The sequence below is a fragment of the Collinsella sp. TF05-9AC genome, from assembly GCF_003438495.1.
In the GTDB taxonomy this organism is placed as follows: Bacteria; Actinomycetota; Coriobacteriia; order Coriobacteriales; family Coriobacteriaceae; genus Collinsella.
Genome location: NZ_QSSH01000028.1, coordinates 15,452 through 30,479, shown reverse-complemented (window position 1 = coordinate 30,479; position 15,028 = coordinate 15,452). Strand labels below are relative to the sequence as shown.

Sequence of the window (15,028 nt, the reverse complement as noted above, 5' to 3'; positions counted from 1 at the left end):
CACATGTACGGATGAATGTGGGAGGTGTTCGGATGAAGTCGATAATCAAGGAGGCCCACAAAAGCGAACAGACCCATAATCCATGCTGGCTTGGTCAGAATCGATTGGATAAACTCAAGTATGGGAAGGATGACTTGCATCTGGGCTTCCTTTCTTTTTAACGTGGGCGCGTTTCCCTCTTCCACAGGGAACCGCCCCTTTTTGTGCCGCTTTAGGCGTTAGCGGCGGCCGCCTTGATTGCCTCGAGGGCGTCTTCGCGGATCTTCTTCTTGTTCACGTAGCTGCGAACGATCACGACGTTACCGTGAAGCTCGGGAGCGAGCTCCTTAACGGTAATGAACAGATCCGGATTTGCGGAAGAAGCACCGTTCAGGTCCATAGACTCAACGTCGGCCTTGATGCCCTCCTCCTCACAAAGCTCCTCGACTTTGCCAGCGAGCATCAGGCTGGACCCGATGCCGTTTCCGCATACAGTGATGATATGCATGGCAACCTTCCTCTCCTACACGTGACGGATTTTCCGTCTATCCAAAAGCGGCGACGCATCGCCGTGCCATTAAGGCCTAAAAGAATGAACGCATGGTCTCCAAAACCTGCTCGGGCGTACCGCGCGCGCTGAGCTTGGCAACGCAGTCCTCGTCCTCGAACATCTGCGAAAGCTCCGCCAAGCAACCAAGATGAGCCTTGGGGTCGGGCGCGCAAATGCCCACGAGTACGTGAACCGGATCGAAATCCTCGTGTCCAAATGCAACCGCAGGATCAAGCGTGACGATGCAGATTCCCGCTTCGCTCACATTGCCATCGGCCTGGGCGTGGGGCATGGCGATACCCTCTTCCAGAACCATATAGGGGCCAAATTTGTGAACCGATGAAATCATGGCGTCGACATAGCTCTGGTCGCATTTGCCCGCGTCAACGAGCAGCTTGCCACATGCCCTAATCGCTTCCTCCCAATCGGAGGCCTGGACATGGCAGGCAACAAGCTCGGGTTTAAGAAGATCGGTCAGCATGACAGCTCCCTACTCCTCGGGCAGGATATGAAAACCAAGCGCCTGAATGTCGCGGGCAAAGCCCTTGACCGTATCAAGCGAGTACTCGAGCAAATCTTTCCCGAAATTCTTGCGCTTGGCGAGAAGGGCATTGGGGACCGTGATGATCTGGCAGCCAACAGACTCTGCCTGGAAGATGTTGAGTACCTCACGCGTGGATGCCCAGAGAACCTCGGCGGCGGGCTTGACGGCAGCCTTCTTTACGGACTCTGCCATGAGGGGCAGCGGATCGACGCCGGTATCGGCGATACGGCCGGCGAAGATGGACAGAATAGAGGGGGTCTCGGCAGAGACGGCATCGACGAACTCGTCGACCTGCTCGGGCGTGAAGATGGTGGTGACATTCACCTTGATACTATCGGCAGAAAGGCGCTTGACCAACGCTGCGGTGGACTCGCCCTTGGTGTTGAGCGCCGGGATCTTAACGTAGACGTTGTCCGCCCAGGTTGCGATCTCGCGAGCCTCGGCCTCCATACCCGCCTCGTCGTCGGCAAACACCTCGAACGAGACTGACACATCGGTGATGTGCTCAAGAACCGTCTTGGCAAAAGCGCGGTAGTCGGTCACGCCGCCGGCCTTCATAAGGGAAGGATTGGTCGTGAAGCCCTGAACGTTGCCGTTGTCGTGCATGTCAAGCATACCCTCGAGGTTAGCGCCGTCGGCAAACACCTTGATTGCCATGTTCGGTCCTTTCTCATCTAGCACTATTGCTATCGAAAGCCTTTTTCTTTGTTTCAAAAGCTTTTCGGTTTTCTTTTATAAACTATTTCAAAAGATATCGAAAGCTCAATTGCCAACTTTCCGCGAACGGTCGATTATCGGGCGTGAGCGTACCTCACTTTTTGTGAACACCTTCCAGGCAAGACTCTTTACTGGCTATTACAGGCATTCTGCATGTCAGGCCAACTACTAACACAAATAAAAGCAAAGCGTGTCATTCATCTCGTTCACTCGATTTTGCCTTGTTCTTTTCATATCGATACGTTATATTTCGATTACGAAAGGCATTTCTTTCGCCTTTCGTTCATAAGGAGCGACACATGGCATCTACTTCAGACCTTTCACCCGCCGAGCGTCAGCGATTTATCATGAACTGGCTGGCGGAAAAGCCGAATATCTCGGTATCCGACATCGTCCGTCGCTTTTCGGTTTCGGAAGTCACCGCACGACACGACCTCGTCTCACTGGAATCGGAAGGCAAATTGCGTCGTGTACGCGGCGGAGCAGTATCGCTTTCACGTTCCACTGCAATCTCGTATCCCGAAGAGCGCATCAATGTCCAAGTCGAAGCCAAGGAGGCTATCGCCGCGACCGCAGCAACTCTTGTTGACGATGGTGACGTTTTGGTGATCGACATCGGCACCACGGGCTTTTACTTCACTAAAGCCCTCATAGACAAGCGCGACATCACCATCATCACCGGCGATCTTGCCATCGCAAACTATGCCAGCTTCAATCTGCCCAACGCTTCGGTAGTGCTGTTAGGTGGTTCCGTGCGAAAGGGCCACCTTTATCTCGCGGGCGCGCTGACGTTCGACTGCATGAGCAAGCTTCATGCCGACAAGGCATTTGTCAGCGCCGACGGATTCCATCCCGACCACGGCTTTACCGTTGAGCACGACTTCTCTGCCATGATCAAGCGCATGTATCTAACCAACTCGAACCTGAGCTACATGATGGTCGACCAGGGTAAGTTCAATAAGACGAGCTTTTATCAGTCCGCACAGATCGATGACCTCGACGGCATCATCATCGATGGGGACAGCGAAGGTATCATGACAGCGGCAATCGAGAGCAGCCACAGTCATCCCAAACTCTATATTGCAAAATAGCTCACATGGCCGGGTCGCCCCCAATGCAGGCGACCCGGCCATGTATTAAATCAAGCCAAAGTGGCGCATAGCCGTGACGGTACCGTCGTGTGCGACGTCATCGGTCACGTAGTCGGCGACCGCCTTGACCTCGGGCATGGCGTTGCCCATAGCTACGGCCGTCTCGACGGCGGCGAGCATGCCCAGGTCGTTGCCCGAGTCGCCAAAGCCAAAGGTGCGCGCATTTCCCTCGCGGCCCAGATACGCCAGCGCTCGCGCCACGCCCACACCCTTGTCAATGCCCTTGGGGCTCAGCTCGCGATTCTGACCACCGGTGTTGCACAGCTCAAACTCGCGATCGATAAAGCCGTCATCGTTGGCTACGCGAGCCAGGTAGCTCGCGACGATGCACACCTTGCCCACGCGCAGACGGCCGTCGACGCGCATCTCCTCGGCGCTGTGCACCACAGAAGTGCCGATCAGAGACGGCTGCTCAACACCCGCGGGTTCCAGGGCAAAGGTAGCCACGTTGGTCTCGAAAAAGGCTTCAATCCCTGCCGCGGCCATACGGCGTGCAAGCTCCTCGATAACGTCCTCATCAAAGCAGTCCTCGTGTACCACGCGGCCCTCGACCTCGAGCGTCGCTCCCGCCATGGCAACGACACCCGCCGGGTTCAGCGCGCGCAGGCCATCGGCAATCAGCCACAAGGGACGACCCGTGCAGATAAATGCCTGGTGTCCCGCGTCGCGCAGACGATGAAACGCCTCGACGACCGCCTGCGAGGGGTGAACCGCCGAGAAGTCCTTGTCGGTCATGTTGTCGGGATCGAACGACGTCAGCGTGCCGTCCACGTCAAAAAAGAGCACGGCGGAATCGGGGCACGCATCAATCATATGGGTTCCTTTCGGGGGCGAGAGTAAACGGAGTATCCATCATATAATGGAGCGACGCAACCAGAGAGGTCACCCATGGAATTTTACGCAAGCTGCCCCGAGGGCTTTGAGTCCGCACTCGCCGATGAGCTTAAACGCCTCGGGCTTTCGCATGTCCGCCGCCTGAAGGGCCGCGCCACGTTTGAGGGCGAGCTCGAAGAAGGCTATCGCGCGTGCCTGTGGTCGCGCCTGGCGAGCCGCGTGTTCGTGGTACTCGGACGCTTTGAGGCGCAGGATGCCGATGAGCTGTACGACGGCGTTTACGACATCGCTTGGGAGACCATCATCCGCCCCGGCGCCACCATCGCCATTACCGCCCGCGGCGTGACCGAGCAGCTGCGCAACACGCGCTTCTCGGCCCTGCGCGCCAAGGACGCGCTGTGTGACCGCCTGGCCGAGACCACGGGCCGTCGCGCCGACGTTGATGCCGCCGATCCCGACGTTCATCTGCTGCTTTCGCTGCGTCAGCGCCGCGCGAGCATCAGCCTGGACCTTTCGGGCGACCCGTTGTTCAAACGCCTGCCGCCCGCAGCGGCCCGCGCCGGCGAGGGCGCGCACGTGCTGCGCCCCGACTACGCCGCCCTGGTGCTGGCGCAAGTCAGCTGGACCGCGCTATGCGAGCGCGAGCTGACGGCCGATGATTACGAGAACGAAGCTCTGCCCACGCTGATCGACGCCTCGTGCGCCGGCGGCGGCCTGTTGCTGGAAGCCGTAAACATTCTGACCGACCGCGCCCCGGGCGCCGCACGCGAGCGCTGGGGCTTTGAGGGCTGGCAGCTGCACGACGCCGCTCTGTGGGAGCAGCTGCTTGCCGAGGCGCGCGAGCGCGAGGCGGCAGCGCGCGAGCGGCAGGCGCGCATCGTGGCCGCAGACATCGACCCCGCCGCTCGCAAGACCGCCGAGCGCATGGTCAAGAGCGCTGGTTACAAGCGTTTTGTCGACTTTTGCGCCGCCAAGTCCGCCACCGTGCTGGACCATGCTGGCGCCGTCGCCGGAGCCGCCGTAGTCGCAGACACCACCGAGACACCGCTTTCACTCATGCACGACGCCATGAGGCTGGTCGGCGAGCTGCGCCGCGCGCCCGAGCTTTCCGCGGCGCCGGTCGCCGCACTCACCCGCGATGGCCTTATGGCCCGCGCGCTCCATGCCGAGCCCGCGCGCTCCATCGCCGTCATGCCCAATAACGAAGAGGCAACTATTGAGGTTTGGCCCTCGCTCGACCACGCCGCCGCAGCGTTTGAGGCTGCGACCAGTGCGGATGCCGAGGCCGAGGTTGCGGATGCCAACGAAGCCAACGACAAAGCCGCCGCTTCCTCCATGCCCGAACCTGCCGCCACACTCGACCTGGGCGACGGCAAGCCGCTGCCCGTGCTCATCCCCGAGTCGGAGCAGTTCGCCAACCGCCTGCGCAAGAATGCCCGTCTGCGCCGCAAGTGGGCCAAGCGCGAGGGCGTGAGCTGCTACCGCGTCTACGATGCCGACCTGCCCGATTACTCCGCCGCCATCGATCTGTACGAGGGCTGCCCGCAGACGCCGGGCCGTTGGCTCGTCATCGCCGAATACGCCGCGCCCAAGACCATCGACCCCGCGCTTGCCCAGGCCCGTATGCTCGACATTCTTGCCATCGCGCCGCGTATCCTGGATGTTCCGGCCGAGCACGTGCATGCCAAGGCCCGCATGCGTTCGCGCGGCGGCTCGCAGTACGGCAAGCAGGGCGCCGGCAAGGGCGGATCGGGAGAACGCGCCAATATCGCACGCCGCCGCCTGCCGCTCATCGAAGAGGGCGGACTCACCTTTGCCGTCAACTTTGATGACTACCTGGATGTGGGCATCTTCTTGGATCACCGCGTCACCCGCAACCTGGTGCGCGAGCACGCCAAACAGGCACGCCGCTTCCTCAACCTGTTCGCCTACACCGGCACCGCCACCTGCTATGCGGCCGACGGCGGCGTCGAGGAAACCGTGACAGTCGACCTTTCCAACACCTACCTGGACTGGGCCGAGCGCAATATGCGCCAGAACGGCTTTGTTGGTCCGCAGCATCATTTTGTGCGCGACGACGTGCTTGCCTGGATTCGCGACCAGCGCCAGACGCGCAACCGCTGGGACCTGATCTTTGTCGACCCGCCCACGTTCTCGAACTCATCCAAGATGGGCCGCCGCACCTGGGATGTCCAGCGCGACCATGTTGAGCTTTTGGCCGGCGTATCGCGCCTGCTCGCACAGGGCGGCCACGCCATCTTTAGCTGCAACCTGCGCGGCTTCCGCCCCGAGACGCGCAAGCTCGCGCGCGCGGGCGTCGTGTTGGAGGACATTACGGCGCAGACCATCCCCGAGGACTTCGCGCGCAACCAGAAGGTGCACCACTGCTACATCGTGCGCCGCCTGCCCATCGAGGACGCCATGGCCGAGGTCGGCTTTAGCGCCGAGGAGATTGCCGAGCGTGTCGAGGAGCTGCGCAACCCCGAGGTCCGCAAGCCTCGCGCGGCAGTGCCCACGCACGCGCAGGCCGGCAACGGCAGGTCCAACTTTGCCGGCAAACCCTCCCCTGCCGGCAAGTCCAAAAAGAAGAAGTTCTACGCCAGCAAGCCCAAAGGCAAATAAACAAAGTTGCGGTGGAATACGGACTGTTTTGCCTGGAATTAGGTAAATTTAGACCGTATTTCACCGCAACTCATAGTGGGATGGTGGTTGGCGATCTAGCCTTGGGTGACCAATCGGTAGCCGATACCCACGTGCGTTTGGATATAGCGCGGATGCGCGGGGTCGGACTCAATCTTTTTGCGCAGCGTACCCATAAAGACGCGCAGGCTCGCCAGATCGCTCTTGGTTGCCGTACCCCAAATCTCGTGCAGGATAAACTGGTGCGTCAGCACCTTGTCGGCATTATGGGCCAGCAGGCACAGCAGTTTGTACTCGATCGGCGTCAGGTGCAGTTCCTCGCCATCCATCGTGGCGATGCCGGCGTCAAAATCGATATGCAACTCACCGGTATTGAACGATCCCTCGGACGCACCCATGCCAACCTGCGCATATGAGAGACGTCTGAGCGTGGTGCGAATGCGCGCGAGCAGCTCCTCGACCGAAAACGGCTTGGTCAGATAGTCGTCGGCACCGGCGTCAAGCGCGCGGATTTTGTCCGCATCCTCGCTGCGCGCCGAGACCACGATGATCGGCATGCCCGACCATGCGCGCACCGACTCGACCACCTTGACGCCGTCCATATCGGGCAGGCCCAGATCGAGCAGCACGATGCTCGGCGCCTGCGACGAGGCGGCGGCGATAGCGGCATGGGCGGTCTCTACAGCCATATGGCGCAAGCCGTGCGCCTCGAGCGCGGCGACGATGAGGTTGCGGACGGCGGGGTCGTCCTCAACGACCAAGATGAGCGGTTTCACGGCAGAGTTCGACACAGCGTTACTCCTTATCAAACGAAACGTCGGCGGCGGGAAGCTCAATCGTAAAGATCGAGCCGTGCGGATCCGCCGCGGCAACCTCTATGCTACCGCCATGTGCCAGCGCAATGGAGCGGCAGAGCGAAAGACCCAGGCCCACGCTGCGGTGGCTGTCGGCCAGGCCATGATTGGCGGTATAGAACGACTCAAAGATGCGCTCACGGTCCTCAGGTGCGATGCCCGGCCCGTCATCGGCCACCGAGCACCTCACGCGCCCGCCGGCGACACCAATCGAAATCACGATATGCGAGCCCGTGGGCGTATAGGTGATGGCGTTGTTCACCAGATTGACCACCAGCTGCACCATCAGGCGCGCATCGACGTTGACGAGCGCCGGCTCATCGCACGCCACCACCTTAAGGTCGTGCTCGCGCACGGCAGGGTTCACGTGGCGCAGCGCCTCCTCGACGATATCGTCCATGAGCTCGAGCGTGGTCGACAGGCGCATACCGCCACCCTCGAGCTTGGTGATGGCGAGCAGATTCTCGACGGTGGCGTTGAGCCACAGCGCATCCGAGCGAATGGAAAGGAGCAGGCCGCGGCGCGTCTGGGCATCGAGCACCGCGGTGCCGGTCGAGCCCTGATCGAGCAGGACATCGGCATTGCCCGAAATACTGGTGAGCGGCGTACGCAGATCGTGCGAGATGGAGCGCAGCAGGTTGGCGCGCAGCTGTTCGTTTTTGGCGAGCACCGCCGCCTCCTCGCGGGCCTCCATGGCGCGGGCGCGATCGAGTGCCAGCTCGCCTTCGCTCACGATGGCATCGGCAAGTGTTCGCTCCTCGTGCGTCAGCACGTCGGGCTCGGCAACGATAGCCAGCACGCCCACCACCGAGGCGGGGTCGCCCGAGCGCGCGAAGCCGTCGCCTGTGCGAACCGTCAGGTAGATGCCATAAAACGCCGAGCCGCCAAACGTGGCGTCGAGCGGCGTTCCCACATAGGCGGATGCCGAGAGCCGCGGCGGCATCTGCGGCGCCAGTTCGTGCACCGGTGCGGCATCGCCCACGGCCGTGTATGTCGCACGCGGCAGCAGGTCATCGCCCTCGGCGTCGGCGCTGTACCACACGACCGGACAGCCCGAAAGACGCGCCAGCTGCGTTGCCATGGCGTGAACGATCTGCTGCTCGTCGGCGCACCGCTGTAGCATGCGGTTGGTCTCGAGCACCATATGCGTGCGACGGTCGCTGGCGGCAGCCTGTGCCAAGGCACGGCGCAGGGCCAACGCAATCGAGCTCGATACAAGCGAGACCACGAACATGATGAAGAACATGCCGGGATAGCCGCGGTCGATAAGCGACAGCGAGTAGCGCGGGTCGACAAACAAGAAGTTGTAGAGCGCCACGGCGGCAGCCGAGCTCAGCAAGCAATACAGGCAACTCCAGGTAAAGAATGCGCACAGCTGAACGGCGAACACATAGACGATCATGATGCTCGGCGCGAGACCCGGATGGTCGAGCAGCGCGCCCACAATCGTCGCCGCGACCAGCAGCCCCACCGATACGCAGGCGTCATACAGAGGAGTGCGGCGCGTCAGCGTTGTGCGCCGCCACCAAAAGCTATCGGCAATATCGCCGTCCGTACGGACGTCCATCAGTGCCCCGCCCCTCTCTCAAAAACAAAAACCACCACAAAGGGACAGGCACCTTTGTGGTGGTTTCCCTTGTGGTGGTTCCAAGTGTATAGCCTTTGCAACCGGCGGTCGCTAGACAAATAGCACGTGCGCGAGCAGGGCACACACGCACACCGCTCCAAATACCAGTGCCACGATCGAAATTACGCGATCGGCCATATCCATGTTGGCACGGTTCGTAAGGAACCGATCTTCGGCGGCGTCGACACGCGCCTCACGCACCATTTCGACCACCGCCTCGCGGCCATCGAGCGCCTTTGCATCCATGTTTGCCTCCCCGGCCTCAATCTTGTCCATCGAAAACCAACTCCATGCAGCCTGTCGGCGACTACGGCCGCTCGTTGGGAGCCAGGCGCTGCATCTTGTTCACGGCCTTGAACTTGGTGAACAGCGGCACGTACTCAAAGCTCACGTTGGAGTTCTCCAGGCCGTACCAACGCGCGGGCGTGCCGGCGGCACGGCGGATGATGTACTTGAGCGTGATGGCCGTACGCTCGCTCGGCTCCACGTCGCTTTCGGGCGCCAAAAGCTTACGGATCAGGACGAACTTGAACGTGCCGATGTTACCCGGGTCCTTGTAGACCGAGTAGTCATGCGTCTGCGGCGGCAGCTCGCCAGTGGCAGCCAGGTCCTGAACAACCTGACGCAGGTAGGCATTGACGCGCTGGTTGATCTTGTAGCCCAGGTACAGATGCACGCGGAACACGTAATCGGTGCCGAACGTCTCGACCGAATAGGCAAAGGTGTGCGGTTCGTCCATGGTCTCGACATTCACAAACCACCAGGCGCGGGCGCGCTTGGGATGCTTGTCCAAGATCGAATAGACGATATCGCGGTCGATGTAGTCGGTATGGGTGTCCTTGGTCAGGTACACGACGTTGTCGCTCATGCGCTCGTAACGGTCGTCGTCGCGCAGGCGCTTGAGCTGCGGCAGGTAGCTGCGCAGCGGCAGAAGCGTAAACTGGCGCTGCTCAACAGCCGTACCGTTGTACCAGCACACCATGATGCCCATGATGAGCGCGGCCATGAGGATGGTGAAGTAGCCGCCGTGGAAGAACTTGGTAAGTGAGCTCACGAAGAAGAAGCCTTCGAGCAAAAGGAAGAAGGCCGCGAAGATCCACGGAGCAACCTTGAGCTTGCGCTCCTCGTGCAGGTAGAAGAAGAGCAGCAGCGTGGTGCACATCATAGTCAGCGTAATGGCAAGGCCGTAGGCGGCTTCCATATGCGCCGAGTTCTGGAACAGCAGCACCACGATGACGCAGCCGACAAGCATGACGTTGTTGACCATGGGGATGTAGAGCTGGCCCTTGGTCTCGGCAGGGTAGAAGACCTGCATGTGCGGCATGAGGTCCAGACGGCTGGCCTCGGACACCAGCGAGAATGCGCCGGTGATGAGCGCCTGCGAGGCAATGATGGCCGCGACGGTGGAAAGGCCGACGGCAAACGGGCGCAGGCCCGGGGCGAGCATCTGGTAGAACGGGTTGAGGTCGGCAATGCCCATGAGCTCGGGGTTGGCAGCGTTGTTCATAAGCCAAGCGCCCTGGCCCATATAGGAAAGCAGCAGGCAGCACTTAACGAACGGCCAGGTAGCGTAGATGTTGCCGCGGCCGACGTGGCCCATGTCGGAGTAGAGCGCCTCGGCACCGGTGGTGGCGAGGAAGCAGCTGCCCAGAATCATGATGCCCGCGTGGTTGTTGGGGCTCAGCAAAAAGGCGATGCCGCGCACCGGGTTGAGGCACAGCAGCACGGCGGGGTGCTGGAAGACAAAGAACAGACCCGTGCCGCCCAGGAACAGGAACCACAGCGTCATGATGGGGCCAAAGGCGTGACCGATCTTGGCCGTACCGATGCGCTGTACCAAGAAGAGCACGATGATGATGGCGAGCGTAATGGCGACGACGCGGCCTTGGTCATCGCCCAGCACGGCATGGACCGCCGGGATGGTGCGCAGGCCCTCGATGGCCGTGGTAACGGTAACGGCCGGCGTGAGGATGCCGTCGGCGAGCAGCGCGGCGCCACCTAGCATGGCGGGGATGATAAGCCACTTGCCACAGCGCTTGACCAGACTGTACAGGGCAAAGATACCGCCCTCGCCATGGTTATCGGCGCGCAGCGAGATGAGCACATACTTGATGGTGGTCAGCAACGTGACCGTCCACACGACAAGGGAGAGCGCGCCGAGCACGAACTCCTCCGTGACGCTTCCGATGCCGCCGTTGCCGGCAACGAGCGCCTTGGTTACATACATAGGGCTGGTGCCGATATCGCCGTACACCACGCCCAGCGTGACGAGCATCGCCGAGATGCTCACAGGAATCGCAGCGCGCGAAGCTGCCTCCTTGGCCTTTTGTTCCATAAGCCGGTTTCCTCCCAACTTTAATGTTCGAAGGAATTATAGGTAATCGGCCCATGTTTGAATGGCACTGTTTTCCCAGCTAGATAAACATTTATACGGCCTTTAAGCCACCTCGGCGATATGGAATGTGACAAAGGGACTGTCTCTTTGTCGCATCCGTCATTTTCCGAGCCAATTTTTGAACCACCACTCCATGGAGCGGCTCATCTCGGCCATAAAGGGACTCGTGTGCTTGCGGGTATAGATGTCCACGACGCGCTCCCCCACCACGCGGGCATGCGGACGGAACATCGCGTCCATCTCGGCTACCTGCGCGTCCATAGTCGCAGCATCGGCGCGGCAGTAGCGCTCCTCGTGCACCAGGTTCACCACGGGATGCGCAATGGCCGGACGCTCCTTACGGGGCGTGCCGATGATGAGCATCGACAGCGGCATGGTATACGGAGGCAGATCGAGCAGCTCGGCCACTTCCTCGGCATTCTCGACGATATCACCGATGTAGCAGCTCCCCAGGCCCAGGGCCTCGGCGGCGACCACGGCGTTTTGCGCAGCGATCACGGCGTCCTGGGCCGCGATGGCAAAGTCACCCAAACCCGGTGCACGGCGGGGCGCCTTGCCCGTGCGCTCGACAAACTCGGGCTCAAAGCAGCCCACGTGCTCAAACAGATCGATCCACTTGGCATAGTCGACCACAAATATAAGTGCCCAGGGCGCCTTGGCGATCATGGGCTGGTGGTCGCACAGGTCGGCCAGACGATCCAGCGTAGCCTGCTCGCGAATGCTCACGATGGAATACATCATCATGGCGCCCGCCGACGGCGCGCGACTCGCCGCATGCAAAATTGCCGCCCGCTGCTCGTCGGTCACCGCCACGGGACGGTCGTCGTCATCACGCGCGAAGGCACGCGTGGAGGAACGGTGCTCCAACGTGTCCAGCACCGCATTGCCCGTCGTCTCGACCGGATAGCCGCCCGCGTCCATGCCAGCGTCCACGTCACCCGCACTCGTCATACAAGCCCGTTCGTTCATCGCCTCATCCTCGCCAATTCTTTAAGAAGCCTTTACGTTTCCGTGTAATTCCCGTCCATTATCGCGCAGGTCGCCACTACATTGCGCCACACCGTCACACGTGCGCGTTAATATGGCTGGTTGTTGTGCGCAGACACCAATTGCAGCGCATATCTTGGTAACAATCGGGTAAACCCCCGCTTTCGTACGTTTTAGTTTGTGAGGAGTCTCAGCATGTTCGCTGCCGCCATCTCGCTCGTCGGTCTTGCGGCGACCGTCTACCTTGTCTTGCGCGAGGCCAAGGCCATTCGCGCTCAGTCGGGCACCGTTGCCAAGGGCGCCTTCGCCTGGAGCGTCGCCTTTGGCCTGTTCCAGCTCTTTTTGACCGTCTGGGGCGCTATTGGCCTCGTCGCGCAGAACGAGCCGCTCGCCTTCGTGATGCTCATCCTGACCAACGCCATCCTCACCGGCTGCGCTTGGGCCAGCATCGCCCGCGACCGCATCGCCCCGCGTGTCTTTGCGTTCGCCGGGCCCGACGCCCCCGCCCCCACCGGCAAGCTCGCCCGCCTGCGCGGAGCCTTTGTGGGTAAACCGCTCGTCGCCGCCGTCCTGTGCCTGCTGCTCGCCGGCGTCTTTGCGCTGCTGGGCATGGAGGTCTCGTCCAACCACGACTTTACCTGGGTCTACCCCCTGTGCATCCTGCTCGAGTGGGCCATCATCACCACGCTCATGGTCGGCCTGTTCTTCCTGTTCCAGCGCCACGGCGCAGCCCCCGCGGTCTTGGCCTTTGCCCTCTTTGTCCTGGGCATTGCCGAGTTCTTCGTCATCACGTTTAAGTCCATGCCCATCCAGCCGGGCGACCTTTCGGCCATCTCCACCGCCGCCGCGGTCGCCGGCACCGGCTACACCTTCTCCATCTCGCTGTTCTGTGTGCTGTCCATGGGCTTTACCGCCATCGCCATGCTGCTGTGCGAGTACGCTGGCCTGGTGGCACCGCACCGTCAGAAGGGCGCCGCCAACGCCAAGCGCATGCTGCTCACCAACCTGCTCGTGGCCGTGCTGTGCCTGGGCGGTGTGACCGCGCATGTTACGCTCATCGACTACTACAACACTCTCGGCATCACCGTCTACACCTGGCGTCCGCTCGAGAGCTACTGGCGCGAGGGCTACCTGCCCGCCTTTATTAGTGCAGCGCAGTCCATCAAGCCGCCCAAACCCGCCGACTACTCCGTCGATGACGCCAAGGCCACGCTCAAAAAGTACGCCAAGGCCTACGACAAGTCCGACGCGGCCAAGAGCGACGAGCGCGCCGCCGCAAAAGAGCAATTCGACAGCGAGAAGCCCACGGTCATCGCCATCATGAACGAGACGTTCTCGGACCTATCCATCTACCAGAACATGCGCGCCGGCTACGAGGGCCCGCAGTACTTTAAGAGCCTGTCCAACTGCCTCAGCCGCGGCAAGCTCTACGTGAGCGCCTACGGCGGCGGCACCGCCAATACCGAGTTTGAGTTTATGACCGGCAACTCCATGGCCAACCTGGGATCGGGCGTGTACCCCTACACCATCTACAACATGGAAACGACCGGGAACTTGGCAGAGCAGTTCAAATCGCTCGGCTATTCCACCACGGCCATGCACCCCAACCACGCGACCAACTGGAACCGCGAGAACGTCTACAAGGACTTTGGCTTTGACCAGTTCCTGTCCATCAACGATTTCCAGGGAGCCGACACCCTGCGCGGCATGGTGACCGACCAGGCTACCTACGACAAGATTCTTGAGCTGCTCGACCAGAACGCCGATCCGCAGTTTATCTTCGACGTGACCATGCAGAACCACTCGGGCTACGACACGGGCCTGCTGCCGGTCGACAAGCAGATGCACCTGAACATCGACGCGACCGACCTGGACGCTAAGACCGTCGAGGACGGCACGCTCTCCGATGTCGACGAGTATGTCTCGTGCATCGAGCAGTCCGACCAGGCGCTTCGCTACTTCCTCAACGCCCTGAGCAAGCTCGACCGCAAGGTGGTCGTGGTGTTCTGGGGCGACCATCAGCCGTTCTTCCCGTCCAAGTTCAATGACAAGTGGTTTACCGGCGAGGACGACGCCACGCATCAGGAGCGCCTGTGGCAGACCGACTACATCATTTGGGCCAACTACGACGTTGCCGGTTGCGACCAGACGAGCGAGGTCGACGACCTATCCACCAACTACCTGTCCACGCAGCTTATGCAGCTGATCGGCGCACCGCTGACCGACTACCAGAAAGCGCACATGACGCTGCGCAAGTCGCTGCCCGCCATCAACTCCGTCGGCTACGAGGACGCCAGCCTGCGCTGGGCGCTCTCCTCCAACGTCACCGGTGACGACGCCGCTGCCGCAGCCGCCACCAAGGCGCGCGAGGATTACGCCAAGATGCAGTACTACGAGATGTTCCGCGACGGCAAGAACGTCTACACCGAGCATTTCCAGACCGAGGCCAACGAAACCGACCCCAACCTGGCACCGGGTACGACCAAGATTAAGTAGCGGGCGTGTATCCCGGTTCGTCTGCCCGGGCGGCGCGGAATGTAAGATTCCCTGCTCGGGCAGTCCTGCTCGCACGGAGAGCACATTAAGTGCTCTCCGGCTCGTGCGGAACTCGCGATGAACCTTACATTCCGCGCCGCCCGGGCAGACGCCTTGTTGTTGGAGCGCGGCTTGTCATGGGGAGTATTCGGAGTGTCTCTGGTTGAATCGGGCTCTTGCCTTGAAGACTCTGATTTCTAATAAAGAGAAAACCC

The 15,028-nt window shown here is 61.2% G+C and carries 13 protein-coding genes; 3 read left to right on the top strand and 10 right to left on the bottom strand.

All coding sequences use genetic code 11. From position 1 onward, the window contains the following. The 4 genes from DXC52_RS10285 to DXC52_RS07920 all read right to left on the bottom strand — a co-directional run. Positions 1-185: hypothetical protein (locus tag DXC52_RS10285; protein ID WP_233504907.1), on the bottom strand; the 185-nt coding region annotated here is incomplete at its 3' end. 26 nt (positions 186-211) lie between these two features. Beyond that, positions 212-487, bottom strand: a complete 276-nt coding sequence (locus tag DXC52_RS07930) for a PTS sugar transporter subunit IIB (RefSeq protein WP_022094539.1) — start codon at positions 485-487, stop codon at positions 212-214. 76 nt (positions 488-563) lie between these two features. Then, entirely contained in the window at positions 564-1,010 is a 447-nt protein-coding gene (locus DXC52_RS07925; RefSeq protein WP_117746830.1) for a PTS sugar transporter subunit IIA, read from the bottom strand. Between the two features lie 9 nt (positions 1,011-1,019). Beyond that, positions 1,020-1,730, bottom strand: a complete 711-nt coding sequence (locus DXC52_RS07920) for a transaldolase (RefSeq protein ID WP_117746829.1) — start codon at positions 1,728-1,730, stop codon at positions 1,020-1,022. A gap of 359 nt (positions 1,731-2,089) precedes the next feature. Between DXC52_RS07920 and DXC52_RS07915 the strand changes: the two genes are divergently transcribed. After that, positions 2,090-2,881 (top strand): DeoR/GlpR family DNA-binding transcription regulator, encoded by a 792-nt coding sequence (locus tag DXC52_RS07915; protein ID WP_117746828.1) that lies wholly within the window; start codon positions 2,090-2,092, stop codon positions 2,879-2,881. Positions 2,882-2,926: 45 nt separating this feature from the next. On the opposite strand, the gene DXC52_RS07910 is transcribed toward DXC52_RS07915, so the two are convergent. Beyond that, positions 2,927-3,754 (bottom strand): HAD-IIB family hydrolase, encoded by an 828-nt coding sequence (locus DXC52_RS07910; RefSeq protein ID WP_117746827.1) that lies wholly within the window; start codon positions 3,752-3,754, stop codon positions 2,927-2,929. Positions 3,755-3,829: 75 nt separating this feature from the next. Between DXC52_RS07910 and rlmKL the strand changes: the two genes are divergently transcribed. Beyond that, positions 3,830-6,397, top strand: coding sequence for a bifunctional 23S rRNA (guanine(2069)-N(7))-methyltransferase RlmK/23S rRNA (guanine(2445)-N(2))-methyltransferase RlmL (gene rlmKL, locus DXC52_RS07905; protein ID WP_117746826.1), 2,568 nt, complete (start codon positions 3,830-3,832; stop codon positions 6,395-6,397). Between the two features lie 95 nt (positions 6,398-6,492). On the opposite strand, the gene DXC52_RS07900 is transcribed toward rlmKL, so the two are convergent. From DXC52_RS07900 to DXC52_RS07880, 5 genes are all read right to left on the bottom strand, one after another. Further along, a complete protein-coding gene (locus tag DXC52_RS07900; protein ID WP_199409498.1) occupies positions 6,493-7,206 on the bottom strand; it encodes a response regulator in 714 nt (237 codons plus the stop codon). A gap of 4 nt (positions 7,207-7,210) precedes the next feature. Next, on the bottom strand, positions 7,211-8,836 hold the full coding sequence (locus DXC52_RS07895) for an ATP-binding protein (protein WP_117746825.1): 1,626 nt from the start codon (positions 8,834-8,836) through the stop codon (positions 7,211-7,213). 111 nt (positions 8,837-8,947) lie between these two features. Then, a complete protein-coding gene (locus DXC52_RS07890) occupies positions 8,948-9,172 on the bottom strand; it encodes a hypothetical protein (protein WP_117746824.1) in 225 nt (74 codons plus the stop codon). Between the two features lie 31 nt (positions 9,173-9,203). Next, a complete protein-coding gene (locus tag DXC52_RS07885; protein WP_117746823.1) occupies positions 9,204-11,231 on the bottom strand; it encodes a KUP/HAK/KT family potassium transporter in 2,028 nt (675 codons plus the stop codon). Between the two features lie 159 nt (positions 11,232-11,390). After that, entirely contained in the window at positions 11,391-12,260 is an 870-nt protein-coding gene (locus DXC52_RS07880; RefSeq protein WP_082421875.1) for a nitroreductase family protein, read from the bottom strand. A gap of 213 nt (positions 12,261-12,473) precedes the next feature. Here DXC52_RS07880 and DXC52_RS07875 point away from each other — a divergent pair, with 213 nt between their 5' ends. Then, positions 12,474-14,774, top strand: a complete 2,301-nt coding sequence (locus DXC52_RS07875) for an LTA synthase family protein (protein ID WP_117746822.1) — start codon at positions 12,474-12,476, stop codon at positions 14,772-14,774. Positions 14,775-15,028 lie beyond the last annotated feature (254 nt).

Excerpts from the sequence above, each read along its gene's own strand:
- DXC52_RS07895 (WP_117746825.1), bottom strand. The coding sequence starts at position 8,836 with ATGGACGTCCGTACGGACGGCGATATTGCCGATAGCTTTTGGTGGCGG.
- DXC52_RS07885 (WP_117746823.1), bottom strand. The coding sequence starts at position 11,231 with ATGGAACAAAAGGCCAAGGAGGCAGCTTCGCGCGCTGCGATTCCTGTG.
- DXC52_RS07880 (WP_082421875.1), bottom strand. The coding sequence starts at position 12,260 with ATGAACGAACGGGCTTGTATGACGAGTGCGGGTGACGTGGACGCTGGC.
- DXC52_RS07925 (WP_117746830.1), bottom strand. The coding sequence starts at position 1,010 with ATGCTGACCGATCTTCTTAAACCCGAGCTTGTTGCCTGCCATGTCCAG.
- DXC52_RS07875 (WP_117746822.1), top strand. The coding sequence starts at position 12,474 with ATGTTCGCTGCCGCCATCTCGCTCGTCGGTCTTGCGGCGACCGTCTAC.
- DXC52_RS07920 (WP_117746829.1), bottom strand. The coding sequence starts at position 1,730 with ATGGCAATCAAGGTGTTTGCCGACGGCGCTAACCTCGAGGGTATGCTT.
- DXC52_RS07910 (WP_117746827.1), bottom strand. The coding sequence starts at position 3,754 with ATGATTGATGCGTGCCCCGATTCCGCCGTGCTCTTTTTTGACGTGGAC.
- DXC52_RS07915 (WP_117746828.1), top strand. The coding sequence starts at position 2,090 with ATGGCATCTACTTCAGACCTTTCACCCGCCGAGCGTCAGCGATTTATC.
- DXC52_RS07890 (WP_117746824.1), bottom strand. The coding sequence starts at position 9,172 with ATGGACAAGATTGAGGCCGGGGAGGCAAACATGGATGCAAAGGCGCTC.
- DXC52_RS07930 (WP_022094539.1), bottom strand. The coding sequence starts at position 487 with ATGCATATCATCACTGTATGCGGAAACGGCATCGGGTCCAGCCTGATG.
- rlmKL (WP_117746826.1), top strand. The coding sequence starts at position 3,830 with ATGGAATTTTACGCAAGCTGCCCCGAGGGCTTTGAGTCCGCACTCGCC.